The sequence below is a fragment of the Candidatus Campbellbacteria bacterium genome (genome assembly GCA_034521025.1).
In the GTDB taxonomy this organism is placed as follows: Bacteria; Patescibacteriota; Minisyncoccia; order Phycocordibacterales; family JAXHMZ01; genus JAXHMZ01.
The window spans coordinates 216,088-229,598 of record JAXHMZ010000005.1 but is presented as its reverse complement, the minus strand read 5'-3'; the positions used below and the strand labels follow the sequence as shown (position 1 = coordinate 229,598).

The following is a 13,511-nucleotide window of genomic DNA, read 5'->3' as shown; positions in this document are numbered from 1 at the left end:
TCCCCGAGCTGTTTTTCGCTTTCAGCCGGGGATTTTTCTATTAGATTATTATTCTTAAGAATCGTTTGCTTCCTAAATGTCAACCTCCCAGGTTGACATTTTACCGCCCCATCACTCCTCTCTTCGGGTGTACCACCCCCTTCTCCCTAGGTTTAACCTAGGGAGAATTTATAAGTATTACTTTGAGTAACTTCCGAAGTTGTTCATTCAGCCAAATCAGTCAACCTGGCAGGTTGACACGTTTGCTGCTATTCTTCTGACGTACCACTTTCTTCTCCCGAATCGTTTGCCTCTGCATCACTTTCTTCATCGCTACTCTCCTCTGTGCTATCTGTGGTTTCTGTGCCGTCTGTACCACCCTCTTGTGTACTTGACTCGTCTTCGGTTTCTGGATCAGACCCCTGCGTGTTTTCTTCGTTACCACTTTCTTCTTCTGCTCCGTCCTCTTCTGAAGTGCCGTCATCATCCTCTATTTCCTCACCTTCTCCACTCAGACCTGTTTCTTCATTTTCTTCTCCCGAGCCATCTTCGGAGTTTCCCTCTTCTTCGCTCTCGCCATTATCGCTATCACCTTCTTCTTCCGGAGATTCGCTTCCTTCGGCACCGTCAGATTCTTCGCTATTTCCACCCGAGTCATCGACGTTGCTTTCACTTTCACCTTCGTCGTTGTTTGAGCTATCCGTATTTCTCGCGGATCCTGTTTGGCTGTTTCCTTCTAACAATCGATCAAGCTCGTCTCTATCTATACACGTCTCGCCTGTTTCGTCACGTAAGCATATTTCTTTTGTAGATATTCTGTCCGCAATGAGCTCCTTCACCGCAACCACTTTTTCCTCAAGCGCGGATATAAGGTTATCGAGAAAGGACTCTCCTAATTCACTTTCCATATCTGCTATAGAATCCACCTTCAGATCAAGCTCCTTGATCGAGCTCACCACATAGGCGTTAAAGGTGAATGGGAGCTGGAGAGAATAGGCTTGTCCGTCTTCGCCGACGAGATCTGCGTCGGCGCCATCAACGTCGTGTTTACTTACCCATTCTGGAAATACTTCTCTCACGTCTTGGGCGAGGAAACCTCCGGCCGAGGCGACGTTGCCGTGTAGGTCCGGGTTCTTCCACTCGTAGGTTACCGGGTTGAGTTTGGTGAGTTTGTCCAGGGCTCCGTCTACCTCTTGGATATTGGTTTTGAGTCGTTCGTCCGAGGAGTCTGTCCATGATCCACCTCCGGGTTTGGCCGCACTTCCGTTCACTTCTAAATCGTAACTGGGACTCGCCGTCTTGATGCCGACATCGGCTGTGGAATCAATTGCAATTGCCGAAGTGCTTCCCCTACTTAAATGAGCAATATTAGAACTTCTATAAATTCTAAAGGAAGTGCCTGTACCATCATTAAAAGCTATGCCGGAAGTAGAGCCATCATTGCCTATCTCTATAGAACCAAAACTTGTATTTGTCGTGCCTATGCCAACTCTGCCGCTAATATGAGTAGCGCCATTCACGTCCAACTTCGCACTAGGACTCGTCGTCCCGATGCCGACGTTGCCTGTGTAATCAACACGCATCTTTTCAGTAAATACAGACTCAGTGCCTGTATAAAACGTCAAATCCATATAATTCGCATAATTGTTATTAGGTGAAACAGCAGCAATGCCCGCAGCTTTTTGCCCTGAGAAACCTTCCGCTCCAAACTTTATACCAAGCCCATCTCCGCTGGTCATTTCTCCTGTAGAATTTGTACCAAAATACTGTTGCCACTTAACTCCCCCCAGATCTTCCCATCGTTCGTCATTTATTTCCAACTTAGTCCCCGGCCCCGTCGTCCCGATGCCGACGTTGCCTCGATTCATTATCACATCACCGTCTTCCTCAGCTAACAAAACATCATTATTAGCACTATCCCTAAGGGCTACCCCTTGACCGCTGTCGGACCTGATCCATGTAGTACCCGTAAAGGAAAGCGAACCGTTATCACCCAGTATGGCAGGATTACCTGAAACAGTTATTTGACCGCCAACATCTAGTGCAGTATTAGGTACAGCAGTACCAATTCCTAGACGGTTATTCCCGTCATCCCAAAAGAAGTTAGCGTTGTCCTGCGCAAGGTTCGATCCGTCGGAGAATGGGATGGAGCCAGCGGTAAGCGACGTAGAGAAGCCTCCTACGTCAAGGTCGGTTTGGTCTACGGTGAGAGCGTTGGTGGAGAGCGTGAGGCCGGTGCCGGTGAAGTCGGTGATGGTCTCGGCGTTTACGTTCACTCCCGCGGAGAAGTTGGTTAGTTGGGAGAAAGTGAACTCAGGTGAGGTTCCCGTTAGTGCGAGTGTGGTGGAGCCGGTACTTCCGACGGTGGCTGAGAGGTAGTTGGATACATCGTAGCCGAGACGGAGTTGTTCTGTCGTGGAGAGGGAGTGGAGACGAGCTGAGGGTGAGCTTGTTCCTAGTCCTAGTCTGTCATTCGTATCATCCCAGAAGAAGTTGGCGTCGTCGGCGCCAAAGGATCCGGAAGAGTTGAATTGGACAGCTCCGTCAGATCCAGCTATGTCTCCGCCTGCGTTAACGAGATCTACGTAGCTTCCGCTGTCTTCTGACACCTGGAAGGTGTTAGAGCTTGAGTCAAAGTATATTCTTCCCTGTCCTGACGGTGCGGTGGATGGTGCTGACATTTCTCTGATGGATAAGGCTCCGGCTAGGTCTAGGAGGGCGGCGGGTGACGTGGTGCCGAGTCCTAATCTGTCATTCGTATCATCCCAAAACAGATTGGTGTTGTCTTGGGTAAGGTTCGTTCCGTTGGAGAACGGGATGGAGCCTGTAGTGAAATTAGTGTTAAGGTCGCCTACGTTTATGCCCGAGGTGTCAACGTCAAGTGTGCCGCTGGAAAGAGAAACACCACTGCCGGCAGTTAAGTTGGTGTCTGTTCCTACATCTATCTCGTTGAGGGTGAGGGTTTGTCCGGTTAGTGATAGATAGTCCAGAGAACCACCGAGTGAAAGGGCATTGTGCCTGCTAGTGGTATTGGCCGCGACGTCAGAGTTGGCGGAGACGCGCGCTTCGGTGTAGTAGAGATTGCTCGATCCTTCTGATAGATCATCAGTTGTACTGGAAGAAACATCGTTGGTCTCAACGCTACAGTTGGTGTCTCCGGGCGCGCAGGTAGGGTCTAGAGTCTCACCGGGAGAGTATTTTGAAGCCGGAGGAGCGGCTATTAAAGCAGTGACAGCTAAGCTAAATCCAGCCAGGATAACCAGCAGAAAAGGCAGGGGTCTTTTTATGAAGTTTTTCATATTACACTAGTATATTTTAGCACGCTACAGGGCTGAGTAGACGTTAACAACTATATGCAATGAACAAAAATTTATAACAAAATCAAACCTTTAAACTGCTGTTTATCACACCTCCTTTTACCTCTTTGGGCTCTGAGGTATAAACCCGTTCGTATGAATCCTCACCCACCTTTTTTTCTACCGCAATAACGTAGGTGCCCGGATACACTAAACTATAAAAACGACCAAATTTGTCACAAACAACCCGCTTAACCTCCTGGTCCGAGGAAGGAATTATCACACGCACAATTGCAAAAGAGAGCGGTTGGCCGGTTTCTTTGTCCACGACCGAACCGAGATGTTTTGGCTTGAGTCCAAACGTCCTTAAGGCAAATACCAAAATATAAAACAAAACTATACCCAACTGTAGAAGAGACGGCACAGCTATCAAAGCCGCGAGGGACGCAAAAAGTCCGACATAGAAAAGTATATTAGCTCCATAGGTAAATAACGCGTCAAAGCGTGAATAAAATTTCATCCTCCCCTTTTCTGCACGTTTTGCAAATTCGTTCCAATCAAACCCTTCCGGATCCATTGGTATATTTTTATCAATAACCGAACCCTCTTCGGTCAAAAAGTTTTCTCCAAAATAAAGATTGTCGTATAAAATATCTCCAGTTTTTCCTTCCAGGCGTTTAGACGGAAAGTTATAATTGGTCTTTTTTGAAACTAATCGATATTTCCCAGGATCCTGAAGAAAGCCATATCTGCCATCCAAGTCCGTAATTGAACCGCTAACTTCTTTGCCGTCTTCATCTTGTAAGACAACGTAAGCCGGGTCTAGTGGTTGCTTGGTCACGCTGTCATATACAGTACCCCACGGTCTGCGATTGTGCTTAAATCCAAATATCGACAAAAATAACGTCCATATACGCAGAGGGATAAACACGATCTCCGAGAAAGAAACAGGGGTTAAAAAGAAAGAGCTTACCACAGTAGCTGTACCAGTCACCGCTCCAGCTACTGAAACCGTACTGGCAGTAGTAGTCACTACAGCGTCTTCAAAAGCCTCGGAAACATTTCTTTGTATAGATTCTCCTAGTCCGACCATAGATTTTCTGACATTGTCACTTGTCTTTCTTATGAGAGTTATCGCTTCACCTACTCTGTCCGCTATAGTTGTACCTCTAGATGTTCCACCGCCTTCTTCATCACCAGCCTCTACTCCGGAATCAGAAACTTCATCGTCAGGATCTTTGTCATCTCCTTCTTCTACTTCAGAGGGTATATCCTCATCCGGCTCCTCGTCGTCTTCGTCCGTCTCTACCTCAGGTGTATCCTCCGGTGACTCATCTACAGGAGATTCCTCTTCTGAGGGTACACTCTCCTCTGGCTCGTCTTCATTGTCTTCGGAATCCACGTCTTCATCGCCTCCTTCGTCCGGAGAAGGAGCAAATGAACTCTCAGACGATCCGGAGCTTCTTACGCTTTCCGGACGCCAATCCGTAGCAACTCCATGATTCAACGAACTACATGAATTATCTGTCTCACAGCTAAAAACGATCCACCCTATATTTTCGCTCCATGCATACCCATTAAATTCACCATTTTCATCTATTGTTACTCCGCCTTCACTGGGCGCGAAATTTATCCAGCCAATATTTTCACCCCAAGCGTAGCCCGATAAATTTCCTTCTCCATCATTAGAAACACCGCTTTCGCCGGGGTCCAGATTTATCCAACCATAATCCTCTGACCATGCGTACCCCGTAAGTCCGTCATCAGTAACATGAACGTCGCCTTCCGAGGTGGCAAAGTTTATCAAAGTATCGGCGCTCAAGAATCGGGCATATTTTTCAGAAGAATCTATAGTTCCGTCAGTCTCTGATGCAGATAACACCACCGGAAAAGTAAAGTTAATTATCGCCGCCACGCTAATTGCGACCAAAAATTTATTTGTAAATGTTCTCTTGTTCATTTTCATTTATTCTTCGCCCTTAACTGATCCTTCTTCTTTTTCGCTTCCTTTGTCTTTTACCTCGACATCACCTTCAGAGGTTTCATCGTCACTCTCCTTTGTGATGTCCTCGGTTGCCGTACTGTCCTCATCATTCTTTTCTGTGCCCGTGTTATCTTCTGTTTTGTTTTCACCGTCATTTTCTTCGTCGGAATTTTCAGTTGTCTGCTCGGTTTCTGGGTCAGATTCGTCAGTATTTTCTTCGTCTTCAGTATCTTTATCTTCTTCATCGCTTTCTTCTACTGATTCTTGTTCGTCTGAACTTTCTTCTTTCTCTGTCGTTGATCCTTCTGTTTCGTCTTCCTTTGAGTCGTTTTGTGTGTCTTCTGAATCTTCTACTGTTGTTTCTTCATTGTCGTCACCTCCTTGGGATTCATTGTCTGAACCGCCACCGGTTGTAGGAGTAGTATCTGTTTCGTTCGCAGAATCACTATCTTCAGGATCTGATATGGAGCGAGGATCTATGTCGGCGTTATCTAGCAATTGACGCAACTCTGATTCATTTACACACGTATCACCCACGCACACTTCTTCGGTTCGCAGAGATTTAACACGAAGTGTCTTATCTTCGAACCATTCTAGCAACCTCTCGAATACACTGCCGCCCGTATCAAGGTTCGGATCTAGCATATCTACCTTTAGGTCAAGCTGCTGCAGCTCACCCAGCATAAGTACTGAGAGTTTGGAGTAATCAACTCCTCGTAGCTCACCGGAAGAACCGCGGAAGGTAAGTTCTGGCAATACTTCATCTACTTCTTCAGCTACTAATCCGAAGTCTTTTTGGCCCGCGTTTTCTGTATTGTCATCCCAAATAAACGAGCGAGGATTGAGATCGTAGATCATGTCGGTGTCTATCGTGAGTTTTGTTATGTCTCTCTTGAATCGTTCCGATGATCCGCTTTCCACCAGTGTACCGTCTTCGGTGATCTGAACATAGTTTCCCGTACCGATCGGTAGTGAGCCAAGCTCCGTCGTGCGTATTTCGTCTTCGGTGCTCGTGGTTGTTTCTATGACCCCCGTGTTTTGGGTCGAGGCAAGGTTTCTGGGCTTTTTCTCATCCGACACAGAGGCAGTTTCAAAGAAGATGAGTTCCGGGGTTTCTCCAGAGTTGTTGGCTTCGAATTCGAAGAGTATGCGGTAGTATGAGGCGTCTGCTAGCTCTGCGAGGTCGTAGGTTTTCATTCCGTCTTCCAGCTCTACCGTTACACTGTCTTTGGTGGTGGTGAAGTTGTCGTCCGAAGAGCGTACCTCTGCGGTGAGAGTCGCGCCGTCTGGTAGGTTGACAGTGGCGAGGATGCGTTCGAAGTCTACTATGTATGGTTCCTCTCGTACTTTTGTCAGGTATTCTCCCGTGTTGTGGGTAGAGCCGGATCCGTCCTTGGCGAGGTAGACTCGGTCGTTGGTGCTTTTGGTTCTGGTTAAGGTACCGGTGTTGAATTCATCGGTGAGGTTCTGTGACCAGAAGATGTGCGGGTTGCTTTCGTCAAAGATGAGGACTGTGTTGTTGCCCGAGTCGGTGACGGCGAGTTCGGTAGATGAGATGTCGTTGAATTTCCAGTTACCGATGCGTGCGCTTCCGTTCACGTGTAGTTTTTTTGAGGGTGAGGAGGTGCCGATGCCGACGTTGCCCTCGGTGAAACCTGAACCCAAACCAGTAAGCGTCATTACGGTATTATCCGAAGGATCCACAAACTGCAAATCAAAATCCGGATAATTAGAAGGCTCGGTAACATTTCTAATTTTCCATGTACCGGTTCTTTCGTTTGAACCATTTACGTCCCAACCGCTCGCAGTTAGACCAATATCACCAGAGTCGTAGTCATCAGAATCGCTAGTGGCCGTACCGAGTGCTCCTATTTCCAGTTCCTCGTTTGGACTAGTCGTCCCGATGCCGACGTTGCCGCCCGTATTTATATAAGAATTCCCTCCGGCAGTAAGATAAATCTGTGTGCCAGAAATAGCGCTAGAGCCTTCGGTATCTAACTGAATAAGTTGATTACCGCTTGAATCTTCCAAAAATAAATCACCATCGCCATCCGCCGTCCCTCCAATAAGAACGTTATTTACTGCATGGAGATTTCGACCCGGACTTGTCGTCCCGATACCGACGTTGCCGTTGGTGAGGAGGGTCATACCGGTGTAGGTGCCGGTGGCAATAGAGCCGCTGCCGGCACTTGTCTTGTAGCCGAGGTCGAGGCGGTTGTTGAGGTTGGCACCGCGGTGTTGCATAATCCAGTGTTTGTTGTCTCCCGTGCCTCCGGCGGGAGCGTTGGTGAGGATAAAGGCGGCGGCGTCGTCTCCTTGGTCGGTGGCGACTACTTGTAGGTTGGCGTCGTCATCCTCAAAGGTGGCTACTCCGTCTGTCTCGTAGTGAGCTCCCGCTACGCTTGCGTCTACTACGTGTAGTCGGTCCGTGGGGTTGGTGGTACCGAGACCGAGCATCTTGCCGGAGTTGTCCCAGAAGAGGTTGGCGTCGTCTGCTCCAAAGGAGCCGGAAGAGTTGAACTGAACCGCTCCATCCGAGCCGGCAACGGAGGCTCCTCCCAATAGATTTTCATACGAACCACCATTTTCGGAAACTTTGAAGGTGTTTGAGCTTGAGTCAAAGTATATTCTTCCCTGTCCTGACGGTGCGGTGGATGGTGCTGACATTCCTCTGATGGATAGAGCTCCGGCTAGGTCTAGGAGGGTGTTGGGTGAGGTGGTGCCGAGTCCCAGACGATTGTTGGCGTTGTCCCAGAACAGATTGGCGTTGTCTTCGGTGAGGTTGGAGCCGTCGGAGAATGGGATGGATCCGGCGGTGAGAGCAGTGGCAAAGCCCTCTACGTTGAGTGCGGTTTGGTCTACTGTGAGGGCGTTGGTGTTTAGGGTGAGGCCGGTGCCGGTGAAGTCGGTGATGGTTTCACTATTTACGTTTACTCCTGAGGAGAAGTTGGCGAGTTGGGAGAACGTGAACTCCGGTGAGGTTCCTGTGAGTGAGAGTGTGGTGGAGCCGGCGCTTCCCACTGTGGCTGAGAGGTAGTTAGAAGCGTCGTAGCCGAGTCGGAGTTGCTCTGTCGTGGAGAGGGAGTGGAGACGGGCGGAGGGTGAGGTGGTGCCTAGTCCTACGTTTCCTTCTACTAGTAGTCCGTTGGTCGGTGCTGTGTTGGTGCCGGCGTAGGTGGAGCCGACGACCGAAGAACCGGAGACGTCGAGGGCGTTTTGGGGGGTGGTGGTGCCAATTCCAACGCTGGTGTCGGCGATGAGAGTGCCGCCTTCGAATGAATTGCCCATGTCGTATTCGTAGATGTAACCGCCGCCTGACAACCCATCATATCCTATCTCATAGAGCTTGCTACCGTCGCTGTTCCAGGCGATGCCAGTTGGGTCACTGTCTTGTGTAGAGATGGATTGGGAGAAGGAAGCGGTGGAAATGTTATACGGAGTGGAAACATCGTATTCGTATATGAGATCGCTACCCCGACCCACCTCATAGAGCTTAGAGCCGTCGTTGTTCCAGGCAATGCCTTCTGGAGAGCCGTCTTGCGTGGAGATGGACAGGGAGAAAGAGGCTGTGGAGATGTCGTAGGGGGTGGAGACGTCGTATTCGTAGATGAGTTCGCTGTTGTGTCCTCCCATCTCATATAGCTTGGTACCGTCGTCGTTCCAGGTTATGCCGCGTGGAATAGAGTCTTGTGTAGAGATGGATTGGGAGAAGGAGGCGGAATTTATATCGTAAGGGGTGGAGACATCATATTCATATATAAGGTCGCTACCTTGCCCTACCTCGTATAGCTTGGAGCCGTCGTCGTTCCAGGCAATGCCTTCCGGATAAGAGTCTTGTGTGGGAATAGATTTAGAAAAGGATGCAGTGGAGATGTCGTAGGGGGTGGAGACATTGTATTCGTATAAGCGTTCGGCACCACTGCCACGTCCTGTTTCATATAGTTTAGTACCGTCGTCGTTCCAAGCGATACTTAACGAAAGGCTGTTTTGCGTGGAAATAGATTGAGAGAAAGAGGCGGTGGAGATATCGTAGTTTCCGCTCGAAGCTGTCTCTTCGATTCGCAAATCTCCGCCGGCTAGATGGAGGAGGTTTCCGGGAGTTGCCGTCCCCAACCCCAACCTGTCATTCGTATCATCCCAGAAGAAGTTGGCGTCGTCGGCTCCGAAAGAGCCAGAAGAGTTGAATTGTACTGCTCCGTCGGAGCCAGCGGCAGAAACATCACTGAGAAGGTTTTCGTAAGAGCTGCCATCCTCGGATACTTTGAACGAGTTAGAGCTTGAGTCAAAGTATATTCTTCCCTGTCCGGCAGGTGCAGTAGATGGGACTGAGACACCGCGGAGAGAGAAGGCGCCGGATAGGTCGAAGGCGGTGTTGGGTGAGGTGGTGCCTATTCCTACGTTGCCTTCAACAAGCAAACCGTTGGTTGGTGCCGTGTTGGTGCCGGCGTAGGTGGAGCCGATGACCGAGGCGCCGGAGACGTCGAGGGCGTTTTGAGGCGAGGTGGCGCCGATTCCAATACTGTTGTCAACAAAAATACTACCTCCTTCTGAACCTCCAGCCATAGAATACTGGTAAATCCTTCCACTACTAAAGTCGCCGTCAAGAACAAACATTTTTGTACCGTTGGTTTTGAAAGATACACCATGTGAATCTGTTACTTCATTAGAAACATCGAAAGAAACGCTATCGTACGATGCGGTTGAAAGATCCCAGGGTGTAGAGAGAGAGTACTGAAAAACACTATTAGCTCCATCTCCCACAATATACATCTTTGCTCCATCTGATTTAAAGGCAAGTTCTCTCGATATCCCCTCCTGTCCCGAAACACTAAACGATACCGAGTCATAAGAGGCAGTTGAAAGATCCCATGGGGTGGAGAGACCATATTGATACACAGTATTATTATTATCTCCTATTACATACATCTTCGTTCCATCTGATTTCAAAGCTAGACCTTGTGCGTCACTTTCCTGTCCTGAAACACTGAACGATACTGAATCATAAGATGCGGTGGAGAGGTCCCAGGGTGTAGATAATGTATATTGATAAGTAGTACTTCCGTCCAGTTCATACATTTTCGTTCCGTCGGACTTGAGAAATACACCCCGAGGAAATCCAGCTTGTCCATCAAAAGAAACAGTATCATAGGCCGCAGTTGAAAGGTCCCAGGGTGTAGATAATGTGTACTGATATATATTATTAGAGCTTCGATCTGAAAGATACATCTTTGTTCCATCCGGTTTAAAATAGGTACCAGTTGGTTCAAGAGCTTCTCCGGATACTCCAAATGAAACAGAATCATATGAAGCGTTACTTAAATTCCAACCATTTGTGAGAGTCTGAGTAACATAAACATCGCCTCCCGCTACTTCTAGAAAATAACTTGGAAGATTAGTCCCCAATCCCAACCTGTCATTCGTATCATCCCAAAACAGATTGGTGTTGTCTTGGGTAAGGTTCGTTCCGTTGGAGAACGGGATGGAGCCTGTAGTGAAATTAGTGTTAAGGTCGCCTACGTTTATGCCCGAGGTGTCAACGTCAAGTGTGCCGCTGGAAAGAGAAACACCACTGCCGGCAGTTAAGTTGGTGTCTGTTCCTACATCTATCTCGTTGAGGGTGAGGGTTTGTCCGGTTAGTGATAGATAGTCCAGAGAACCACCGAGTGAAAGGGCATTGTGCCTGCTAGTGGTATTGGCCGCGACGTCAGAGTTGGCGGAGACGCGCGCTTCGGTGTAGTAGAGATTGCTCGATCCTTCTGATAGATCATCAGTTGTACTGGAAGAAACATCGTTGGTCTCAACGCTACAGTTGGTGTCTCCGGGCGCGCAGGTAGGGTCTAGAGTCTCACCGGGAGAGTATTTTGAAGCCGGAGGAGCGGCTATTAAAGCAGTGACAGCTAAGCTAAATCCAGCCAGTATAACCAGCAGAAAAGGCAGGGGTCTTTTTATGAAGTTTTTCATATTACACTAGTGTATTTTAGCACGCTACAGGGCTGAGTAGACGTTAACAACTATATGCAATGAACAAAAACTCCCGACTTTGGGAGTTTTGTTTTATGTTTTCTGCTTTACTTGTGGCCAAACTTGCCTGATCTTGCTACGAGCGCTTTTCGATGATCTCTTGGGCTACGTTTTGTGGTACAACAGCGTAGTGATCAAACTCCATAACGCTCTGTCCGCGTCCGGCTGTCATTGATCGAAGCATCGTCGTATATCCAAACATCTCAGAGAGAGGGACCATAGCGTTGATACCTTTGACCATTCCCCTATCTTCCATTGATTCAATAACACCTCGCTTAGAAGACAAGTTGCCGGATACGTCTCCCATAAATTCTTCGGGAACCGTAACTTCTACCTTCATTATCGGCTCAAGGAGAACCGGCTTGGCTTGCTTTGCGGCATCTTGGAATGCCTTAGAAGCGGCGATCTTGAACGCTACTTCATTTGAGTCAACCTCGTGAAAAGATCCGTCAAAGACCTCAACAGAAACATTTACCATTCTAAATCCGGCAACTATCCCTCTCTCCATAGTCTCTTTGATTCCTTTCTCAACTGCGGGGATGAATTCTTGTGGGATAACTCCACCCTTAATTGAGTTTATGAACTCAAAGTCTTCGGTGCGTTTTACGTTATTTGGAAGTTTTTTCTCTTCCTCCTCAGAAAGCTTCTCCATCGGCTTGGCACGAAGCTTGACATGTCCATACTGTCCGCGTCCACCAGACTGCTTGATGTATTTGTGTTCTTCCTCGGCCTCTTCGAGAATGGTCTCTCGATAGGAAACCTGCGGCTGACCGACTTTTGCCTCTACGTTGAATTCTCGCTTCATTCGGTCTACCAAAATATCCAAGTGAAGCTCTCCCATTCCGGAAATCACGGTCTCAAAGGTTTCATCGTCAGTTTGGACTCGGAAGGTTGGATCCTCATCAGAAAGTTTTTTCAAGGCGACACTCATTTTTTCTTGGTCGGCTTTGGTCTTTGGCTCAATTTTCAGAGATACAACCGGCTGTGGGAACTCGATCTTATCAAGTATGATCGGCGCGTTCTCCGCGCAAAGTGTGTCCGAGGTCTTGGTGTTCTTTAGACCAACCGCGGCGGCGATCTCGCCGGCAAATACTTTCTGTACTTCCTCTCGGTCGTTTGAGTGCATTCGCACTATGCGACCAACTCTTTCTTTGTCTCCGGTTGATGTATTCAGAATATACGAGCCCGCCTCAAGCGTTCCGGAATAGACTCTAAAATACGTCAGCTGTCCGACATAAGGATCTGTTGCGACCTTGAAAGCAAGCGCCGCGAAAGGAGCTTCGTCTGATGTTTCGCGTGTCGTTTCCTCGCCTGTTTTCGGATCAATTCCTGAGACAGGAGGAACTTCTGTCGGGTTGGGAAGGTAATCGATGACGGCATCCAAAACAAGTTGAACACCTTTGTTTTTAAGAGCGCTTCCGGTAAAGACAGGCACCATCTCGTTTGCTATTACCGCTCGGCGCATCTCTTTTTTAAGATCTTCCACGGGAATTTCTTCTCCGGCGAGATACTTTTCCATCAATTCTTCGTTGTTCTCAACTATCTTTTCGATCAGTTCTCCACGAAGTTTCTCGGCCTCGGCTTTCAGTTCTTCGGGAACTTCTCTCTTTTCGACTTGTACTCCCATATCACCCTCAAAGTAGACGGCTTGCATGGTCAAAAGATCAACAATGCCTTCGTGTTTGTCTTCCTCGCCAATTGGGAGTTGAGCTTTGACAGCATTTGGAGTAAGGCGATTCACTATCGACTGAAACGATCGATCAAAAGAGGCGCCGGTGCGGTCTATCTTGTTTATAAAGCAGATGCGCGGAACTTCATATTTGTCAGCTTGGCGCCATACTGTCTCAGATTGTGGCTCTACTCCGGCGACACCGTCAAAAACCACGACTCCACCGTCGAGAACCTTAAGAGAGCGCTCTACCTCAACGGTAAAGTCCACGTGACCGGGAGTATCAATAATATTTACTCGATGTTTTGCCTCTAGGTCGGTATCTGCGTTCTTGTAAGTAGGGGTCCAGAAACAAGTAGTAGCCGCTGAGGTGATGGTGATCCCTCGCTCCTGCTCTTGCTCCATCCAGTCCATCACCGCTTCGCCTTCGTGCACTTCTCCCATCTTGTGTGATACACCGGTATAGAACAGCACTCGCTCGGTAGTTGTTGTCTTACCGGCGTCAATGTGGGCAATAATACCTATATTTCTAACTTTCTCTAGAGGATAATCTCGATTCATA

4 protein-coding genes are annotated in these 13,511 nt (G+C 48.3%); all 4 read right to left on the bottom strand.

Translation table 11 applies throughout. The annotated features are described in order from the left end of the window. Positions 1–248: 248 nt before the first annotated feature. The 4 genes from U5L75_03605 to fusA all read right to left on the bottom strand — a co-directional run bounded on the left by U5L75_03605 (position 249) and on the right by fusA (position 13,510). Positions 249–3,278 (bottom strand): tail fiber domain-containing protein, encoded by a 3,030-nt coding sequence (locus tag U5L75_03605; protein MDZ7726638.1) that lies wholly within the window; start codon positions 3,276–3,278, stop codon positions 249–251. Between the two features lie 82 nt (positions 3,279–3,360). Beyond that, positions 3,361–5,235: a carboxypeptidase-like regulatory domain-containing protein gene (locus tag U5L75_03600; GenBank protein ID MDZ7726637.1), complete on the bottom strand. Its 1,875-nt coding sequence runs from the start codon at positions 5,233–5,235 to the stop codon at positions 3,361–3,363. A gap of 6 nt (positions 5,236–5,241) precedes the next feature. Further along, positions 5,242–11,220 carry a tail fiber domain-containing protein gene (locus U5L75_03595; protein MDZ7726636.1) on the bottom strand — a complete coding sequence of 1,993 codons (5,979 nt, stop codon included), beginning with the start codon at positions 11,218–11,220 and terminating at the stop codon, positions 5,242–5,244. Between the two features lie 136 nt (positions 11,221–11,356). After that, complete coding sequence (fusA, locus tag U5L75_03590; GenBank protein MDZ7726635.1) at positions 11,357–13,510, bottom strand: elongation factor G; 2,154 nt, start codon at positions 13,508–13,510, stop codon at positions 11,357–11,359. Between the last annotated feature and the right edge of the window lies 1 nt (position 13,511).